General features: G+C 43.7%; 17 protein-coding genes and 1 pseudogene. 5 read left to right on the top strand and 13 right to left on the bottom strand.

The window, feature by feature from the left end:
* Nucleotides 1–127 precede the first annotated feature (127 nt).
* Nucleotides 128–1,010, top strand: a pseudogene (locus R7040_RS01545) (AEC family transporter).
* Between the two features lie 214 nt (nucleotides 1,011–1,224).
* Here the strand turns inward: R7040_RS01545 and pheT are convergent.
* The 6 genes from pheT to R7040_RS01515 all read right to left on the bottom strand — a co-directional run bounded on the left by pheT (nucleotide 1,225) and on the right by R7040_RS01515 (nucleotide 10,236).
* On the bottom strand, nucleotides 1,225–3,630 hold the full coding sequence (gene pheT / locus R7040_RS01540; protein ID WP_085569564.1) for a phenylalanine--tRNA ligase subunit beta: 2,406 nt from the start codon (nucleotides 3,628–3,630) through the stop codon (nucleotides 1,225–1,227).
* A gap of 18 nt (nucleotides 3,631–3,648) precedes the next feature.
* Nucleotides 3,649–4,632 (bottom strand): phenylalanine--tRNA ligase subunit alpha, encoded by a 984-nt coding sequence (gene pheS, locus R7040_RS01535; protein WP_005385470.1) that lies wholly within the window; start codon nucleotides 4,630–4,632, stop codon nucleotides 3,649–3,651.
* Nucleotides 4,633–4,823: 191 nt separating this feature from the next.
* Nucleotides 4,824–5,999, bottom strand: a complete 1,176-nt coding sequence (locus R7040_RS01530) for a hypothetical protein (protein ID WP_395240844.1) — start codon at nucleotides 5,997–5,999, stop codon at nucleotides 4,824–4,826.
* 10 nt (nucleotides 6,000–6,009) lie between these two features.
* Nucleotides 6,010–6,801 (bottom strand): outer membrane lipoprotein-sorting protein, encoded by a 792-nt coding sequence (locus R7040_RS01525; protein WP_053306943.1) that lies wholly within the window; start codon nucleotides 6,799–6,801, stop codon nucleotides 6,010–6,012.
* An 18-nt stretch (nucleotides 6,802–6,819) separates the two neighbouring features.
* On the bottom strand, nucleotides 6,820–9,198 hold the full coding sequence (locus R7040_RS01520; RefSeq protein WP_054574058.1) for an efflux RND transporter permease subunit: 2,379 nt from the start codon (nucleotides 9,196–9,198) through the stop codon (nucleotides 6,820–6,822).
* Between the two features lie 249 nt (nucleotides 9,199–9,447).
* Nucleotides 9,448–10,236 carry a TetR/AcrR family transcriptional regulator gene (locus R7040_RS01515; protein WP_005377913.1) on the bottom strand — a complete coding sequence of 263 codons (789 nt, stop codon included), beginning with the start codon at nucleotides 10,234–10,236 and terminating at the stop codon, nucleotides 9,448–9,450.
* 270 nt (nucleotides 10,237–10,506) lie between these two features.
* Between R7040_RS01515 and R7040_RS01510 the strand changes: the two genes are divergently transcribed.
* The gene (locus R7040_RS01510; RefSeq protein WP_005377915.1) at nucleotides 10,507–10,692 is read left to right on the top strand and encodes a hypothetical protein; all 186 of its coding nucleotides are present in this window, start codon (nucleotides 10,507–10,509) and stop codon (nucleotides 10,690–10,692) included.
* Here R7040_RS01510 and R7040_RS01505 read toward each other — a convergent pair.
* From R7040_RS01505 to thrS, 6 genes are all read right to left on the bottom strand, one after another.
* Nucleotides 10,685–11,494 (bottom strand): helix-turn-helix domain-containing protein, encoded by an 810-nt coding sequence (locus R7040_RS01505; RefSeq protein WP_005377917.1) that lies wholly within the window; start codon nucleotides 11,492–11,494, stop codon nucleotides 10,685–10,687. The two genes, R7040_RS01510 and R7040_RS01505, sit on opposite strands and share 8 nt — an antisense overlap.
* A gap of 366 nt (nucleotides 11,495–11,860) precedes the next feature.
* Nucleotides 11,861–12,178, bottom strand: coding sequence for a heavy metal-binding domain-containing protein (locus R7040_RS01500; RefSeq protein WP_005377919.1), 318 nt, complete (start codon nucleotides 12,176–12,178; stop codon nucleotides 11,861–11,863).
* 189 nt (nucleotides 12,179–12,367) lie between these two features.
* Entirely contained in the window at nucleotides 12,368–12,721 is a 354-nt protein-coding gene (gene rplT / locus R7040_RS01495; RefSeq protein WP_004727974.1) for a 50S ribosomal protein L20, read from the bottom strand.
* A 40-nt stretch (nucleotides 12,722–12,761) separates the two neighbouring features.
* On the bottom strand, nucleotides 12,762–12,956 hold the full coding sequence (gene rpmI / locus R7040_RS01490) for a 50S ribosomal protein L35 (protein ID WP_005377932.1): 195 nt from the start codon (nucleotides 12,954–12,956) through the stop codon (nucleotides 12,762–12,764).
* Nucleotides 12,957–13,077: 121 nt separating this feature from the next.
* Nucleotides 13,078–13,629 carry a translation initiation factor IF-3 gene (gene infC / locus R7040_RS01485; RefSeq protein ID WP_080276913.1) on the bottom strand — a complete coding sequence of 184 codons (552 nt, stop codon included), beginning with the start codon at nucleotides 13,627–13,629 and terminating at the stop codon, nucleotides 13,078–13,080.
* Nucleotides 13,630–13,632: 3 nt separating this feature from the next.
* Nucleotides 13,633–15,561 carry a threonine--tRNA ligase gene (gene thrS, locus R7040_RS01480; RefSeq protein ID WP_005395892.1) on the bottom strand — a complete coding sequence of 643 codons (1,929 nt, stop codon included), beginning with the start codon at nucleotides 15,559–15,561 and terminating at the stop codon, nucleotides 13,633–13,635.
* 403 nt (nucleotides 15,562–15,964) lie between these two features.
* On the opposite strand from thrS, the gene R7040_RS01475 reads away from it, so the two are divergent.
* On the top strand, nucleotides 15,965–16,942 hold the full coding sequence (locus tag R7040_RS01475) for a DUF3187 family protein (protein ID WP_053303168.1): 978 nt from the start codon (nucleotides 15,965–15,967) through the stop codon (nucleotides 16,940–16,942).
* A 6-nt stretch (nucleotides 16,943–16,948) separates the two neighbouring features.
* Here the strand turns inward: R7040_RS01475 and R7040_RS01470 are convergent, their stop codons facing one another.
* The gene (locus tag R7040_RS01470; RefSeq protein ID WP_042521960.1) at nucleotides 16,949–17,692 is read right to left on the bottom strand and encodes a sporulation protein; all 744 of its coding nucleotides are present in this window, start codon (nucleotides 17,690–17,692) and stop codon (nucleotides 16,949–16,951) included.
* A 248-nt stretch (nucleotides 17,693–17,940) separates the two neighbouring features.
* Between R7040_RS01470 and hutC the strand changes: the two genes are divergently transcribed.
* Complete coding sequence (gene hutC, locus R7040_RS01465) at nucleotides 17,941–18,648, top strand: histidine utilization repressor (RefSeq protein ID WP_042521962.1); 708 nt, start codon at nucleotides 17,941–17,943, stop codon at nucleotides 18,646–18,648.
* Nucleotides 18,649–18,777: 129 nt separating this feature from the next.
* Complete coding sequence (gene hutI, locus R7040_RS01460) at nucleotides 18,778–20,028, top strand: imidazolonepropionase (protein WP_053306946.1); 1,251 nt, start codon at nucleotides 18,778–18,780, stop codon at nucleotides 20,026–20,028.

Genomic DNA, 20,028 nt, shown 5'->3' with positions numbered 1-20,028 from the left:
ACTGTGCTTAGAAAGCTTGATTAAACCCACGCTTCTCGCTGTTTAACGATGACGCCATATATAAAGATTGATAATGTGGAAGTTCGTGTATTTCCTCATTAGCTTCTTACACTGCTTCTAGGCGACCATGATTAATCAAATCATAAATATTCTTTTCCCTGTTTTTGCTCTTGTCGGAGTTGGCTATTTGGTCGGTCGTTACATCAAGCCTGACTTTCGCCCAATAAACCGCATTAATATTGAGGTTTTTTACGCCAGCACTGGTATTTTCGTCACTCGTTAGCATGCCGCTCGATTCAAATCAGGGGCCGCTTCTCTTGGCGGCAATTGTCGCGGTTTTAATTCCCGCACTACTCATGATCCCGGTATGTCGATGGACGTCACTCTCGTTTAAAACCTGGGCGCCACCACATATGTTTCGCAATAGCGGAAATCTAGCTATTCCTTTGTTTACCTATACGTTTGGAGAAATTGCGCTGTCGTCAGCAGTGCTTTTATTTGTCGTGTCAGCATACTTGCATATCAGCTTAGGCGTAATGCTGCTTAGTCATGGCAACCCTTTTAAGCAAATAGTCAAGATGCCAATCTTTTTAGCAGCGTCGTTGGCTCTGTTTCTCAACGTGTCAAATGTGGGTGCATGGGCGCCTTTATACGAAGCCACGGCTCTACTTGGGCAAGCGGCCGTACCCGTGATGCTTTTATCTCTGGGGGCACAAATGTGTCATTTAAGGTTGGACGGTTTAAAGATTGGTGTGTTGTGTACCGTGCAGTCACTGGCAACTGGTGCTGTCGCTTTTGCACTTATTTATTGGTTAATTCCCCTTCCAACGATGCAATTGCAAATGATGGTGCTCTTCACAATGCTGCCGCCAGCCGTCATGAATTACCTATTTGCGGAAAGACTGAATATAGAACCCATGAAGGTGGCGTCAATGGTACTATTTGGCAACTTTTTCAGCATTCTTACGCTGCCTCTTCTGCTTAGCTATACCCTCTCACTCGCTGCCTAACCGCCAATAAGCTATCGTTAGCGTGTATTAGCTGAAAAACAATACGTTCCTAATCTCGGGTAAGGGCCATCCCTAGTTTGGTCTAGTATTTTAAAATAATGAGGGGTGGTGCGAGCAGTAAGGAACTTGAACAACGATAAGGTAATCCTAAAAATAAAAAAACCCTGCCAAACTGGCAGGGTTTTCATTTCTTAAGAAGATACGTTACGCGAGATTAGTCACGTAGAGACGCACCAAACTTCTCAGAAACGTGAGCAACGATAGCGTCAACCGCACCAGCGATATCTGCATCTTCAAGCGTACGCTCAAGTGACTGTAGAGTCAGAGCGATTGCTAGGCTCTTCTTACCTTCTTCAACGCCTTTACCTACGTAAACGTCGAACAGTTTTGCATCTTTAAGGAACTCGCCACCTTGCTCTAGACAAGCGTTAACAATGTCACCAGATGCAACAGCTTCATCCACTACTACCGCGATATCACGACGGTTTGAAGGGAATTTAGAAAGTGCTACCGCTTCTGGGATCACTTTGCTGTTAATTGCAGACCATTCGATTTCGAATACGATAGTACGACCATTTAGACCGAACTTACGCTCAAGCTCAGGGTGAACGGTACCGATCACGCCCACTTCTTTGCCATCTACGATGATTGCCGCAGATTGACCTGGGTGAAGTGCTGGGTTAGCTTTTTTGCTTTCAGGTGACAGTGCAGCGAAAGAGTACGCTTTTTCGTTCGCAGATAGCTCTAGAATCGCTTCTAGATCGCCTTTAAGGTCGAAGAAATCAACCGTGTTAGTTTCGATATCCCAATGTTCTTCACCGCGAGTACCAGCGATAACACCCGCTAGCATAGGCTCTTGGCGCATGCCGTTTTCTGCAGATTCACATGGGATGAAACGTAGGCCGTATTCGAATAGACGAACGCGTGGCTGTTGACGCTTCTGGTTGTGAACAACCGTGTTCAGCAGACCTTGGATAAGACCAAGACGCATTGCTGACATGTCTGCAGAAATTGGGTTTGGAAGTACTAGAGGCTCAACACCAGGTACAACTAGCTTTTGCTGCTCAGGCTCAACGAAGCTGTATGTGATTGCTTCGTGGTAACCACGGTCAACAAGAAGATCACGAACGCGTTTCAGTGGAAGATCCGCTTCAACGTGGTTGTGCATCTTAAGTGCTGCTGCTGGGTTTTGGTTAGGAATGTTGTCGTAACCGTAGATACGGCCAACTTCTTCAATCAGATCTTGCTCGATAGCGATATCGAAACGCCATGTTGGCGCTACTGCCACCCAACCTTCTTCTGAAGCTTCAACAGTCAAACCTAGGCGCTCTAGGATTTCTACTACATCAGCATCAGCGATGTGGTGACCTAGTAGGTTGTCTAGTTTCGTGCGACGTAGTGCAACTTTGTTTGGCTTAGGTAGGTCTGCTTCAGATTCTACAGCTACAACAGGTGCTACTTCACCACCACAAATTTCAACAAGAAGCTGTGTTGCACGCTCCATTGCGCTCACTTGTAGTGCGTAATCCACACCACGCTCGAAACGCATTGAAGAATCAGTGTGAAGACCGTAGCTACGTGCGCGGCCACGGATGTGGTCAGGTGCAAAGAATGCACACTCTAGTAGAACGTCTTTAGTCTCAGTTGTTACACCAGACTCTTCACCACCAAAGATACCTGCGATTGCAAGTGCTTTGTTGTGGTCAGCAACTACTAGTGTATCTGCGTTTAGTTCTGCTTCGTTGCCGTCAAGAAGCGTTAGCTTCTCACCTTGCTCAGCCATACGAACTACGATGCCACCTTCGATCTTCGCTAGATCGAATGCGTGCATTGGTTGGCCTTGCTCTAGAAGAACGTAGTTAGTGATGTCTACTACAGGGTCGATAGAGCGAATACCACAACGACGCAGTTTCTCTTGCATCCATAGTGGTGTTTCAGCTTGAACGTTTACGTTCTTAATAACACGACCTAGGTAACGAGGACACGCAGCAGGAGCTTTCACTTCGATAGACACTTTATCGTCGATTGAAGGGGCAACTGCTTCTACTAATGGCTCTGTCACGTCAGCACGGTTTAGTACGCCAACTTCACGAGCTAGACCACGAATGCTGAAACAGTCAGCGCGGTTTGCCGTTAGGTCTACGTCTACTGTTACGTCGTCTAGACCTAGGAATTCACGGAAATCGGTACCGACTACTGCGTCTTCTGCTAGTTCCATGATACCGTCTGACTCAACGTCGATACCTAGTTCAGTGAATGAACAAAGCATGCCGTGAGATGGCTGGCCACGTAGTTTCGCTTTTTTGATTTTGAAATCACCTGGAAGAACAGCACCAACTGTTGCTACTGCTACTTTCAGACCTTGGCGACAGTTAGGTGCGCCACAAACAATGTCTAGAAGCTCTTCTTCACCCACGTCAACTTTAGTTACGCGCAGTTTGTCTGCATCTGGGTGTTGACCACATTCAACAACGTGACCGACTTTAACGCCAGTAAAAGAACCTGCAACAGGAAGAACGTCGTCTACCTCTAGACCGGCCATTGTAATTTGGTGAGTTAGCTCGTCAGTAGTAACCGCAGGGGTTACCCACTCACGAAGCCATGATTCGCTGAATTTCATGTTGATGAACCCTCTGGATTACTTGAACTGTTTTAGGAAACGAAGATCGTTCTCGAAGAACGCACGTAGGTCGTTCACGCCGTAACGAAGCATTGTTAGACGCTCAACACCCATACCGAATGCGAAACCAGAGTATTTTTCAGGATCGATACCTACGCTACGTAGCACGTTCGGGTGAACCATACCGCAGCCTAGTACTTCTAACCATTTACCGTTTTTGCCTTTCACGTCTACTTCAGCTGAAGGCTCAGTGAATGGGAAGTAAGATGGACGGAAACGTACTTCTACTTCTTCTTCGAAGAAGTTACATAGGAAATCGTGCAGGATGCCTTTCAGCTGAGCAAAGTTTACGTTCTCATCAACCAGCATGCCTTCCACTTGGTGGAACATTGGCGTGTGAGTTTGGTCGTAGTCGTTACGGTATACACGGCCTGGTGCGATGAAACGGAATGGTGGTTTACCATTTTCCATCGTACGGATCTGTACGCCTGACGTATGAGTACGAAGCATCAAGTCTGGGTTGAAGAAGAAAGTATCGTGGTCAGTACGCGCTGGGTGATCAGCTGCGATGTTTAGCGCATCGAAGTTGTGAAATGCATCTTCGATCTCTGGTCCAGCCTCGGTGTTAAAACCAAGTTCGCCAAAGAACTTCTCAATACGCTCTACAGTACGAGTTACTGGGTGTAAACCACCGTTTTCAATACGACGACCTGGTAGTGTTACGTCGATTGTTTCTGCTGCTAGTTTTGCTTCAAGCTCAGCACGTTGTAGTGCATCTTTACGAGCTGCGATAGCTTGCTGAACTACGCCTTTCGCTTTATTGATCTCTTGACCAGCTTCACGGCGTTCTTCTGGTGGTAGTTTGCCTAGGCTTTGAAGTTGAGCAGTTAGCTCACCTTTTTTACCCAGATACTGAACACGCACTTCATCAAGTGCGACTAGCGATTCGGCAGCTTCAATTGCAGTGCTCGCGCTAGCAATGATCTCTTCTAGATGTTGCATCGTTTCCTCATCTACCTGTAGGTAGTGTCCATAAGGGAGTGATTGGTTTTTTGATAGCTGTACATAGTAGCCAAACCGGGCACCAATGCCAAATTGAATTACGAAAAGAAGAGGTTATTGAATAAAAAGAGCACAAAAACGTCAAAAATGTCATCTTTAGTTGAACTGCCGTTTAGTTGTGCCCTTTTTTTTTAGAAATAGTATTGAATAGATAGCTCGATAAAATCGTCATCTCTAGCGAAGTAGAGCAAATCATTTGGTGTTTCATTTTTAAACAACCAAGCATCAATTTGCCACTTAACGTGATTCGATATTCGGCTCGATGCTTCTAACTTAGCATTGTAAACATCATCGTTATCTAAATCCTTCGTAATTCCCGTCAATACTTCCGTTCCGTCCTCATCATTGAGCGCCCAACGAATACCTGCAAACACATCATTTTGACCGATAGTTTGTGCGTTGTTCCCACGACTGTCATAGAGGTACTCACCAATAACTCCCACATCCCAAACCGTGTCAAATGCACCGACGAAGGTATACTCAAAACCCGTCACAAGACCGACATGATTATCAGCGCTATCTCGATAAACACTTTCTAGTTTCCATAACCAATCGCCAACAATTCCTTGCACATCCAGACCGACATGACTCATCAGAGCGTAGTAAGGCTTTAATTCTCCGTACTCAAAACGAAAGTAAGGATCCCGGTTTGTTCCATATAAATAGCTCAGGCCTACGTCCCAATCGCCAAGCATTTTCGAATATCGAAAAGCCACATCTACGTGCTTCTCTTCTCTGCTTGATTCATAGATAGCATCATCAGAGACAACGGGGTCGGTTCGCAAGCGGCCATCTGTACCCGCAAACGTTCGTTCCCTAAAGTAAGGTAACAACATTGCGTGGACGGCGCCCCAGTCTTTGAAAGAGGTAAAATGTAACATCGGCTGACCGAGTTTATCTTCACCATCGACGGCTTCAATGGTATCTGTTTGGTTTACTACATCAACTAAATGGGCTGATTCAGTCACTCCCCAAAAGACCTTACTAATCCCAACTCGAAGCTCATAATCATCCCAATAAGTCAGATAAAGTGCCTCTCGTATGTCACCATGACTTCGCTCATCGTCTAGACCATCCAGACGATAGAAAGGTGTGAAAGTAAAGTTTGCATCACCATTTTGCATCTCCCAGTAAAATTCTGGCTGCAAAACCAATGACGTTTGCGCTTTGCTCTGACCCTGAGAGCCCGTTTTAAAAAACTGACGATGCTCAATATTGACTTGTCCTGCAAGCTCGACGGCAGTCAGAGGCATCGAGTAAAAAAAGGCTGCTGCACTAAGCAACAACCCAACATTTAATCGCTTCATTTTTCCTCCACTACCTCACTCGCTTCAACACATTCTTATGAAAGTCATTGTCTTGTAATCCAGTGTTAAAACGCATTTCGCTAGTCGTTAGCTCAGTACTTTTTCCTGTTTGATGGTTTGTCATCACCATAGTGTGCGCTCGCCAATATTGGTTGAGATATTGCTTGTAATCGGAAAAAGAAAGCGTTTTTAACAAAGAGCCTTTGCGGTCGTAAAACTCAACTTTAAGTGGACGATAATGCGCTTTATCTAACCACACCGTTTGCTTGGTATAACCTGAGTTCTTATCGGTCGGAATTTGCTCTACGACGAAAACATCTTGCCCGTTTATGCTGTCATCTTTTAGGTAGTTGAAACGGTATTTTTCAATCTCAAAGGAACTGAGATCCTCATACGCGAATTCACTGCCCATAAAAGGGCCTGATTTGTTACGCGAGGAAATACGTTTCACACGTTTCAGTGCAGGAAGGTAAAGCCATTGGTCATCGGCACCCACCGTATGAGAATGGTTAAGAAACGCCGAGCCTTTTACATCTCTCGGTTCATCAAATATCGTGAGCCCTTTGTCACCATCGCCATCAACTTCGAGTGATTGTAAGCGCATTAAACGTGTGCTGCTTTCTCCTTGCGCGTTTCGCAGAATCATTTGCATCGTAGCAACAGAATCCCCCCACCCTTCATCACGGGCTTTGCGCTCTTGGGCAATTTCTAGTCCTTTGGCTTCATCCGCCAACACCGCATGACTCATAATAAGCGAGACAGAAAGTACTGATACTTTTAAGGCATTTTTTACTAAATTCATGTTCGATCCTTTAATTCGTTATGACTGAGTAACAGTCTTGGTTTGAGAGTCAGTTGATTTAAGCTTATTTCGGCGCTCCACCTCGTCGTAAACGCCTTTGTCAAACAACATCAGTAGAGTCGGTAGGAAGATGAAATCCACAACAAGGGCAATAAAGATGACAATGGCACTCAGCTGTCCCATATCGGCATTTAAACGGAAGCTCGACATCGCCAGAACAGAGAAACCAGCAACAAGCACGACCGTCGTAATCCAGAGTGCGCGCCCCACGGTACGAAAGGCGTAGCGAACCGCTTGCTCCGCACTGTGGCCATCTTTACGAGCGTGTTGATATTTAGAAAGAAAGTGAACGGCGTCATCGACAACAACACCAAGCGTTAATGTCACAACGACAGACAATCCCAAGTTAATCTCGCCAGAAACCAGCGCCCAAATACCAAAACCAATAAGCGCAGGAGCAATATTCGGGACAAGACTAATTAAGCCAAGCTTGAACGAACGCAAGGCAAAGATCAGTAATGCAGAGATTAAGACAAGAGTAATGGGCAAGGTTGACAGCATGCTGGCCATATTCGTTTCACCAATATGCGCAAACATCAGTGAAGGACTAGACGCAACAACATCATATTGAGGCGCGTTTTCGTTAAACCATTGGTAAATGCGATTTTCCAAATCAACAAGCTCGACGCTGCCCAAGTTCTCCACGGTGAGAACCATCTTGATCGACGACTTATCTACATTGATTTGGTTGTTCAAATCTAAACCATACGGTAGTGACATTTCATAAAGCAGCAGATATTGAGCCGCTAATTCTCTGTCTTGAGGGAGCGAGTAATAAGCCTGATCATCTCCATGCATGTTCTTGTTTAGGCGCTTATAAACATCGCTCAAGGTCGCAACATGGTCCGTTTCTGACTGCAACCTTAGCCAGTCAGTAAATTTACCCACGGAATTGAGAAAATTAGGATCGGCAATGCCCTGCGATTCGTTGGTTTTTATCGCGATACTGATGTTCGCCATGCCACTGATTCGCTCTTCCATAAAATCAGCCGCTCGGCGAAATTCATTGCTATGGCCAAAGTACTCGACGGATTCATCATTGACTTTGTTCAGCGGAATCAAGCTCGCACTCGCGACAATAACAAGCACCGACAACGGCAATAACGCATGTCGCTTTGACACCACGAAATCTCCTAAATGATCCATAAAGTGCTTTCTTTCATCAGAAGTATCCGACTTCACCGTAACCGGAAGGATATTAAGCAAGGAGGGAAGTAACGTGATGGAAAGGAAACAAGCAACCATGACGCCAAGGGCTGATAGGTTGCCGAAATCTCTCAGGATTGGAGAATCCGACATATTCATCATTAAAAAGCCGATCGCGGTGGTAATGGAGGTAATCAAGATAGGCATGAAATTGAGCGCAATACTTCGCTCAATAGAGTGGGCTTTACTAAAGCCGTTTTGCATAGACTGACGCATTGTCGCGATGATGTGTACACAGTCTGCGACGGCAAGCGTCATCACCAAGGTAGGCACATTAACGGTCGCCGTGCTTAAGAACATACCAGCCCATCCTGACAAGCCCATTGTAACCATAACCGAGCCGATAATAACGATGAGTGTCGCGATGACGCTAAGCAATGAGCGCAACATGATGGTCAGAAACACCAATATCACTAGTAACATAGTAGGCACTAATGTTGCGCTATCATCTTGGGCTGCGGTCATAAACGCGTAGTTCATTGCAATAATACCAGCCTTATGGAATTCCGTGTCTGGGTACACTTGCTGATAACGCTCAATCATTCCGTTTATGTAAGCAACCACCTCTTGTACTTCAGCAGTTTTATCTATTTCAGGGAGTTGGACCGTAATGTTTACGACCGTGACATCTCCTTTTTCAGAAATCAGTGAACTTTTCAAAACCGGCTCACTCAACGCAATACTTTTGACTTTCTCTACTCGTTGAGGTGTCAATTCATATTCGCTATACAGTAAATCTTCGACAAGAAGATCATCTTCAAACGCTTCGGTATGCTGGTAGTTGGCGAGGGAATCAACGCGGGTCGAGTATGGAACTTGCCACGCCTCGTCAGTGATCTGCTGAATAAGAGATAATGTGCTAGGAGTAAAAACAGTGCCGCTCTTTGGCGCTATAACCAAAGCAAGACTGTCAGATTTTGCAAAGGTGGTTTGAATTTCATCAAACGCAAGTAACTGCTCATTTGTTCCATCAAAGAAGATGTCGTAATCTCCTCTAAAGTAAAGATTTTTTCCTCCAATGGTTGCTATGACAATCAATAAAACGGTAGCAAGCATCACCAATACACTGTAATTCGTTGGTAGCTTACCCCACCCTGAACGGGCGTATTGTTGAACGTTGTGATGTGGCATCACACTCTCCTTTTGTGACGTTTCGTCAAATTTAAAAACTAAAAAAACAGCAAATGCTGTAAATAACCAGACAAACTCGACATGCAAACTTTAGATCGAATGAATTTGGCTACATAAGTTAGTTTTTAGTAACTTCCTATGCTTCTCGTGATCATTGGCTGAACGCCAACCTTCGAGATTTAATGACGATTCGTCACAATAGTGCGATAAAAAAGCCAACCATAACGTCAGATTGGCCTTTCCAGTTTATTAGCGATTCACTGACTCTAAATAAGCAAGCTCTTCACTAAATAACTCCTGCTCCACTCGACGCCAGGTTTTACGGTAGTCCCATTCTGTAGATAAAGGCGACCAACCTAAACCATCAAGTAACATATTCGCGTTGTGCAGTACTGAGAATGGGTCTTGAATTCGCTGAATACATCGACTGTTCGATGCATTTTGCGCCAAAGCGTTTGAACCGAAGGCAATAGACCAGTTGGCGAATACAATAGCATCTGAACCAATTGCGGGAGAAAACTTAAGATCACCACATTCTACCGCATTGTTCACTAGCGCATCAGCACCATCTATTACTTGTTCTTCCAAGTTATTCAGTTCATTCACACGTTTAGGCGAAGCCTTCTCTAGAACCCAAGGCGTCTTTGCAACAATCGCACAGGTTGATAGTACTGGCTCCATACGAGCGTAAATACGATAACCTACATGCATCGCAATGATTTTTTCTCTGGTATTGCCATTAAATTTGGCGGTACGTTCGAAAAATATTGCTTCGCTTTTCAGCGAATGAATACAAAGCGCAAGAATCACATCTTCTTTGCTGCAAAAATGATTGTAGATCGTCCCTTTAGAATAAGGGCTTGACGCTGTAAGCTTGTCCATCGTTAAGTTGGCAAAGCCTTGCTCTTGAACTAAAGACTTAGCCAATTGAATAAGCTCTATCTCACGATCAGCAATCGCCTGTTGCTTTTTTGTTAGCCCTGAAGACACACGACATCCGTCTTGCTTGCTATATTTTTTACAGCGAAAGTTAAACATAATCCTTTGATCCGTATACCAACACACTCCCAATAATTGTAACACGATTCTTTAATACAGGAACGCAACTAAAGTTGACGAACCGTCATAAATGACACTTCGTCATAATAGATCAAAAAACAAACATTTCAAGTATGAATTTATAATTAGAAGATAAATAGCTACCAATTATGCATACCCAAGTAGCTACAGGATGCTTGGTTCAACGAGAATGGTTTCTTTGTAGAGGAAGCGAGAGAGGCTTTGGGAGGAACAACGAAGGAAATCAGCATGTTAAAAATAACGAAAGTAGATGCTGAACAGGTATTATTCGAAATAAGCCCAAAACACTTTAAGTCTGAATTAAGAGCAAACACCGCTGAATGCCCTACTTACAAAGTATTTGCTGTCTTAGGCTTTTTCTTTTGCAACGCCCTTTCAGAAACTCTCTTCAAAAAAGGCTCAAAATCTATATAGATAGGCTTGGCTTATCACCTGCAGATGCGATGGCATAACGAATATCATCAATAAATCGCCCCTCTGTCTCAATAATGCCGTCAGAGAATGTGACTGGCTGATGTGGCCCAGCAAGTAGAACAATATTAGTAAAATCAGAGACATTAAAGTTCTCTGCTACAACATTTTTGGAATGAAAATCGATGACGGTCTTTGCGACTTGATCTTCCAGTAACAAAAGCTGTTCTTCGGTAATTTTCATACGCGCCAAAGCAACGCGAACACACTTATCGTGGGTAGTCGTCTGCTCTTTTATGATTTCGGTATATTTGTCGTTGAGCTTGGAGTTCTCTGCATAGCTATAATATAAAGGTCCGTGCAGCGTTATATTTTTATCTTCATCAACGTAAACGAGATCCAACAACTCTAATGCTTTTAAGTAATCGGACATGCTCTGCTCAGACAAGTCATACTTTTTCTTTAAAATAGAATAGCCGTCTTTACCTCGTAACATTCTCAATTCACGATAAAAGTCGTAAAGGTGAGGGAATTGAAAGAATACTTCATCCTGTGTGCGACTAAAGTAATCCTCGTCTTCACCTTGCAATTGATTTGCGAGCTTTTGTAGTTCATCTAACGTGCAATCAACCGCTCTACAATATTCCAGCAACTTATCTAAAGCGAGATTCGTGCTTGTAAGATGTCTCTTAAAGGTAGATAGTGGCATACCCATTTTCTCAGATAGCTCTCGATATGTTAGCCCTTTTGTTTTAATCGCTTGGCGTAATGCGGCTAGCAAGTATTCGGGAGTCAGATCTCTCATCTACAATTCCTTTTGGCAATGTTACAGCTGTATAGTATTTGTAACAATTTAGAACCGCTTGGCAAGGTATAAGTTCATATTTTTATAAGAAAAACATGAATTAATATACTGAAAAGAGAATTCACACAACAAATGAAAAATTCAATATGAATTCAATTTCATTATAGATATAAAATAATATGCAAAATAAAAGTGAAGCAATTACTCTAAATCATCGTGATTAATTTTAATAGTAACGTAAAGTTGAGAATATAAACCTATTCTCTCTACAAAAATCTAGAATAATTAACCTAAAAGGAACAGAACGGTAAATGCATAATAATTCACCGCTCTCTATTAGCATTTTTGCAATGCTATTCAAGTAGACTAGTCCGCTAGTTTCACTGCAGTACCAAATGCCAAAATTTCCGAAGAACCATCTACGATTGAGCTTGTGGTAAATCGAATCCCTACAATTGCATCGGCACCTTTAGATTCAGCGTCCGCCACCATGCGCTGTATAGCAATATCACGCGCGTCGGTCATCATTTCCGTGTAACCACGAATTTCGCCGCCAACAATGCTCTTGATACCCGCCATGAGGTCACGGCCAATATGCTTTGATTGAACAACATTACCAGTTACAACCCCTCTGATTTCAGAGATCTGCTTGCCAGGAATGCTTTCGGTCGTTGTGTAGATCATTTTTAATCCCTTATAAACGTAAAAATTTATACCCAAGCTACCTTATAACTAACATAAGATGCTAACCAATAAATTGAGAAGACTGATAAACAATACTCTAAATAGCCAAGCTAAAAGTCATTTGGGTATAAATTTTAGCAATAAAAAAGGAGAGCTAATGCTCTCCTTCTCTTAATCCTAAACTGCTAATTAAAGAGCAGCTTTCGCTTTTTCAACTAGAACTGCAAATGCAGCTTTGTCGAATACTGCGATGTCCGCAAGGATCTTACGGTCGATCTCGATAGATGCTTTCTTAAGACCATTGATGAAACGGCTGTAAGATAGACCATTTTGACGAGATGCCGCATTGATACGTGCAATCCATAGTTGACGGAATTGACGTTTCTTAGCGCGACGGTCACGGTAAGCGTATTGACCAGCTTTAGTAACTGCTTGGAAAGCTACGCGGTAAACACGTGAACGCGCACCGTAGTAACCTTTAGCTTGTTTTAGAACTTTCTTATGACGTGCACGAGCTTGTACACCACGTTTTACGCGAGGCATTATGCTTCTCCTAAACTAAACGATTGATAACTAAAAAGAATTAAGCGTATGGCAACATACGGATTACTGCAGCCACTTCACATTTTGGAAGGATTGCATTCGGACGTAGTTGACGCTTGTTCTTAGTAGTACGCTTAGTCAGGATGTGACGTTTTGTAGCGTGCTTGTACTTAATACCACCAGCAGTTTTCTTAAAACGCTTAGCAGCACCTTTGTTGGTTTTCATCTTAGGCATGATGAATAACTCCGCATTGAGTAGGTTTAATAAACAACGTAATTAGGGCGAACAAAACCTAGCCGTTATGCCTTTATCGAAAGGAAAGCGGCTAGGTTTTAATTACTTGATGAGCCGTTAATTACTTCTTTTTAGGGGCTAGCACCATGATCATCTGGCGACCTTCAATCTTCTTAGGGAAAGATTCAACTACAGCAATTTCTGCAGTATCTTCCTTAAGACGATTTAGAACGTCAACACCGATGTCTTGGTGTGCCATCTCTCGGCCACGGAAGCGAATTGTTACTTTCACTTTGTTGCCTTCTTCAAGGAAACGCGTCAGGTTGCGTAGTTTTACCTGATAGTCTCCAATATCAGTTCCAGGACGGAATTTTACTTCCTTGATCTGGACCTGCTTTTGCTTCTTCTTCTGCTCTTTAGCAGTTTTGCTCTTCTCGAAGAGGAACTTACCATAGTCCATCACACGACAAACAGGTGGCTCGGCGTTAGGACTGATCTCAACGAGATCCATACCAGCTTCTTCAGCAGCTGCAATGGCTTCTTGAATCGATACAACACCAACTGATTCACCGTCAGCGCCTGTTAGTCGAACTTCACGAATACCACGAATTTCACCGTTGATACGGTGCGGGTTTTGTTTTACCGGCTGTTGGCCACGTCTTCCGCCTTTAATAGCTTATTCCTCCAGATTGAGCTTACGGCTAGAGATCTCGTCTTGGATGTATGCAATAAAATCATCCACTTTAAATTTACCAAGATCTTTACCTTTACGAGTACGCACTGCAATTTCGCCAGCTTCCATTTCTTGGTCACCAACAACAAGCATATACGGTACACGCTTCAAAGTATGTTCGCGGATTTTAAAGCCAATCTTCTCATTTCTCAAGTCCGCTTTAGCTCTAATTCCACTTTTTTGTAGTTTTTGTACTATTTCTTGAACATAACCTGACTGTTTATCAGTAATGTTCATAAGAACTGCTTGTTCTGGCGCCAACCAAGTTGGGAAGAAACCAGCATATTCTTCGATAAGGATACCGATGAAGCGCTCTAGTGAACCTAGAATCGCACGGTGAATCATTACCGGTACAAGACGTTCATTGTTTTCACCTACATAAGTTGCACCTAAGCGACCTGGTAGGTTGAAGTCTAGCTGGACAGTACCACACTGCCACGCACGGTCTAGACAATCGTATAGTGTGAATTCAATCTTAGGACCGTAGAACGCACCCTCGCCTTCTTGAATTTCGTATGGAATATCCATCGATTCAAGAGACTGCTTCAATGCTTCTTCAGATTGATCCCAGATTTCATCTGAACCTACACGTTTCTCTGGACGAGTAGACAGTTTCACTACGATGTTGTCGAAACCAAATGTTTGGTACGTATCGTACACCATCTTGATACAGTTTGTTACTTCTTCTTGAATTTGGCTCTCAGTACAGAAAATGTGAGCGTCATCCTGAGTAAAGCCACGTACACGCATAATACCGTGTAGTGCACCAGATGGTTCGTTACGGTGACATGAGCCAAACTCAGCCATACGTAGCGGTAAGTCGCGGTACGATTTTAGACCTTGGTTGAAGATCTGTACGTGACCTGGACAGTTCATTGGCTTAATCGCGTATTCACGGTTCTCAGAAGAAGTTGTGAACATTGCATCAGCGTATTTGTCCCAGTGCCCAGAGCGTTCCCAAAGAACACGGTCCATCATAAGTGGACCTTTCACTTCTTGGTAACCGTACTCATCTAGCTTAGCGCGGATGAATACTTCTAGATCACGGAAGATAGACCAACCATTGTGATGCCAGAACACCATACCCGGTGCTTCTTGCTGCATGTGGAATAGGTCGAGTTGCTTACCAATCTTACGGTGATCACGCTTCGCCGCTTCTTCTAGGCGAGTTAGGTGCGCTTTCAGTGCTTTCTTGTCGTGGAAAGCCGTACCGTAGATACGTTGAAGCATTTTGTTGTCGCTGTTACCACGCCAGTAAGCACCTGCAACATTCAGCAAAGTGAAGTGTTGACAGAAGCTCATGTTAGGAACGTGAGGACCACGACACATGTCGATGTATTCTTCATGGTGGTAAAGGCCTGGACGATCATCACGAGATACGTTTTCGTCTAGGATTTCCACTTTGTATGGTTCGCCACGTGATTCAAACGTATCACGCGCTTCCTGCCAGCTTACTTTTTTCTTAACCACTTCGTACTTGGTTTTCGCTAGCTCTTTCATACGCTTTTCAATCTTTTCAAGATCTTCTTGCGTTAGAGATTCGTCTAAGTCGATATCGTAGTAGAAGCCATTGTCGATGGTTGGACCGATCGCCATTTTAGCTTGAGGGTAAAGCTGCTTAAGAGCGTGACCAAGAAGGTGAGCACAAGAGTGACGAACGATTTCTAGACCGTCTACTTCATCTTTAACTGTGATGATTTCAAGGCTTGCGTCTTCTTCAATTAGATCACACGCATCAACGCGGTTACCGTTTACACGACCAGCGATAGTTGCTTTTGCAAGACCAGGACCGATCGATTGCGCAACTTCCATAGTAGAAACTGGGTTGTCAAATTGACGCTGACTGCCGTCAGGAAGAGTAATAATAGGCATGCTATGTCCTTTACAGTGGTGTTGCACACCAAGCAACACATGTTATTCAAATTAGAAGCTATTTGTTGAAAATAGTTGAGAGTCAATAAAGGCCTCTCGGTAACACGAATACCGGACCGTTATCGAAAATGGGATTGTACCTAGCTCACATTTAGAATGCAAAGCGCGATTTTGTTTTGTCATAAGAACTTAACCGCAGACCCGTCACGACAATCTGATCATGCTTTTTTAAGAGACCGCATAGCTGATGAATGGAATTGCCCCTCAATGAACTTACACAACAAATTACAATATCCCCTATTACGTGTGAACCGATACAAAGCCTAACACGCTGGGCGAGAGCTCAACGTGCGATTTAGGTATATAGTTGTTTTATAGAGTAGTTTGTATGTAGGTATTCATCATGGTCTATTTCAAATCGCGCTTTATGGTGCTTCTAAGCACCTCGATATGTTCTTTGCAAGCCTTCGCATCAAATGACTTATATGGCCCGCTGCGTTCTTACGCACAATCCCCAATGCAAGTGGTTAGTCACACCAACATACTGCGTTCAGGACATAGTCTGCCCTATGGTTTTGTCGAAGCCTATGGTTCAGGAACCGTGGCAAGTGTTTGGGCTCATACTGATGAATACGCACTGGATTATTACCACAATCAAATCGAATTAGGCAGCAAATGGCAAGTCAGCAACCGTTGGCAGTTGGAGCTCAACTATCGATGGGTCTTTGCCGCTGACAACCATTTAGATGGACTGACGAAAAGCTTCCATAAACTTTTCGGTATCGGACAAAATGGGCGGGATAAAGTAGACAGAGATCGTTTTTACATTTCAATGCCGCAATATGATGTGCTTGAAGATGATTTCGAAGGACAAACACTGGCCAATAACCTATCTACTTACTTACAGTATCAAGTGTTCCAAAATGAACATCACGGCCTATCGATTGGCGGCAGTTTGTATTTTAACGATGTGGCTCACGGCACTTTTCAAGGTAGCAGTTTCGAGCAAGGCTTCCAATTAAACTACAGCTACTTAAGTGATGCTCATGCATTTTATTCGATGATTGGCATGACTTTTCGCTCGGATGACCGTGCCTTGCTCGATCTGCCCTATCGACATAATACGATTGCCATTGCGGGTGGGTACCGTTATGCCTTAGAAGATAACCATCACCTGATGTTGGAATATCATTGGTATCAAGGGTCAACAGAAGGACCCACAGAGTTTGCTGATGCCTCTAATGAACTGGTATTGGGCTATCGATATCTAATGGAAAATTCAGCGCTTGAGTTTTTAGCCGTAGAGAACGCAAGAAACATGGATAACAGTACCGATATCGCTTTCACAATAGGATATCGGTACATATTTTCATCAAGGTGATGAGAGCTATAGATTTAGCGTTGGTGCAACTGCGGCTGCGACTTGAGCATCGGTTGCATTGATCGGCAACGTAAACGAGCGATATTGGTCACCAGCCAAGCTGAGCGAACGGTCAATCTCTGCCAAACAATGCATGACCTGCCCTTCCAGAATAAAAGAGAGCTCAATTTCTTTTGATGAGATAAAGCCGCTGTTACGGAACTCTAGCTCTTGATAAATACCAGAGCGAGAGGCAAACGAGCCACCGCGCAAAAAGCCTTTTTCAACATCGGCTTTAACCATAGTGAAGCCAGCTTGCTCGATCGCTTGAATAACCCGAGATGCTACTGGTAGTGGTTTCACTTCAATATAGTCACGGTCACGCGGATCAATTGCAAAATCAATATCTAACGTCGTCTCGACCCAAACATGACATTGATTCTTAAGTGCGCTAACCGCAGTAATTGGTGTTTCGTCATGCAGTTTTAGCTCAAACGGAACCTGCTTTTCTTCATTAGGTTGAATCACAAAAGGGTCAACTGCTTTCAATTGATCGATAGTGAAGGTTTGATAACTTACGCTATCATCCACTTCGACTTTCATTTCCGTGTTCAATTTAATCGTAATAGCATCAATTTGTTGTTCGACGTCTCCGCCTTTGACATGAACATGCCCTTTCAGCGTCGCTCCTTGAAACACGCTCATTTCGTCCAAAATGGTATCTACTTTTGCAGAGCCGATCCCCAGTGATGCTTTCAATTTTTTAAACATACTTTTCCTTTTTTAACGACTTTTCTTCTAATAATCGTTTGTTTACACAATTGTTTTCTGCTGTGCAAGCAATAGACCACAAGAAAATGTTTGAATTCAATCATCAATCCAAATAATGCTCAACAGCAAGAGTCATTCAGCTCTGCAATAGGATTGTTCGGTCACTAAGCGGTACATTCGTCGAGAAATGTTTGCAATTTGTACCTAAATTAAGCAGTATTTGTATAGTCAAATAAAGGGAAATCATTATGTCTGCACCACTCTACATTCAAATTAAACAATTTATCCTGGATAAAATTGATGCTGGAGAGTGGGTAGTTGGTCATCGCATCGCCACCGAGATTGAGCTTACCGAGCAATTTGGTGTCAGTAGAATGACAGTGAACAAAGCAATTCGGGATTTAGTAAATGAGGGCCGATTACAACGTCGCCCACGCTTAGGCACGTTCGTGTGTGATCCTGGTGAAAAGTCAGAATCTCCCCTGCTAGACATTCGAAACATTGCCGAAGAAGTCAGCGATAGAGGGCGAAAGTATGGCAGTAAAGTGCTCAAACAGATTGCCATAAAAGCAGATGACAACATTGCGATAAAACTCGGCGTTATGCTAGGCACGACAGTGTTTTACAGTGAAATTATTCACTATGAAGACCAAACGCCGATTCAATTGGAGCTCCGCTGGGTGAATAGCCAATATGCCCCGAGTTATTTAAATCAAGACTTCACACAAATCACTCCAAATCAATACCTGTCAGATAATTGCCCACTCAGCGCGATAGAACATACTGTAGAGGCAATTGTGCCTGAAAGCCGTATTAAGCAAGACTTAAAAATGCAAGCCAATGAGCCTTGCCTTCTCTTGAATCGCAGAACGTGGAGCCAAGATAAGTTAGTCAGTACCGCCCTACTTTATCACCCTGGTAACAAATATAAGCTGAGCTCAAAAGTGCTCATTTAAGGGCAAGATTGGTCCTCTAGATCTACGTTTTGATCACATTTTAGCAACATCAATCTTGTCAGTGTTCTTATTTTGCTCTATTTATTTGTATATACATTTAATGATACAAATAAACACAGGGACACAAACATGGATTTGCTGATTGAAAACGCACGTCTGGTCACCATGCAGTCGGGAGAGCGCGGTTATCTGCCAACGTCTCCTGCTCGTATTGGCATTCAATCTGGAAAAATCGTTGCGATCAGCACCTGTGCAATTGGTGAAGACGAACCGCAAACCGAGTCTCTGCTGTCTGCCCAACATTACGCTCAGAGTATCGACCTTCAAGGCAAGTTAGTTCTGCCAGGTTTGATCGACTGCCACACTCATCTTATTTACGCGGGCAATCGTGCCAACGAATTTGAAATGCGCTTAAGCGGCGTGCCATATCAAGAAATTTCCAAACAAGGCGGTGGGATACTTTCAACGGTGCATGCGACGCGTTCAGCAACCGAAGCGCAGTTAGTTGAGTTAGCGTTGCCACGTTTAGACGGGCTACTCGCGAGCGGCGTCACTTCTGTCGAAGTGAAATCAGGCTACGGATTGACACTGAATGATGAAGTAAAAATGCTCCGTGCAGCCAAAATGCTTGAACAAGAGCGCAAAGTTAAAATCACGACTACACTTCTCGCCGCTCACGCCATTCCGCCAGAGTTCCAAGGTCGTGCAGATGATTATATTGAGCACATTTGTCAGGACATAATCCCTGTTGTCGCAAAGGAAGAATTAGCTACGAGTGTCGATGTTTTTTGTGAATCGATTGGTTTCAATCTTGAACAAACAGAAAAAGTGTTTGTAGCTGCAAAACGCCACGGCTTAAAGGTTAAAGGGCATACTGAGCAACTTTCTAATCTCGGTGGTACAGCCCTCACTGCGCAATACAACGGTCTGTCAGCGGATCACATCGAGTTTTTAGATGAGCAAGGTGTTAAAGCACTTGCTCGATCAAACACCGTCGCCACTCTATTGCCTGGCGCTTTTTATTTTCTAAGAGAAACTCAGTTACCACCGATTGAGTTGTTGAGAGAGCATAACGTGCCGATGGCAATTGCTACGGACGTCAACCCAGGTACATCACCATTTTCTGATCTCACACTCATGCTGAATATGGCGTGCACGCTATTTCGCCTTACACCGCAAGAAGCACTGCGTGGTGTAACGCAACATGCAGCCAAAGCTCTGGGTTATCAAAACTCACGTGGCGAAATCAAAGTAGGGTTTGATGCGGACTTCTCTATCTGGGATATCGAAAGCCCTGCGGATTTAAGCTATCAAGTCGGAGCAAAACGTCTGGTAGGTCGTATAGTAAATGGTGAATACATTTCACACGGAGGCCAATAA

The sequence above is a fragment of the Vibrio sp. 1069 genome (genome assembly GCF_033340555.1).
Note: the sequence above shows the minus strand (reverse complement) of the source record. Positions and strands in the feature narration are given on the sequence as shown.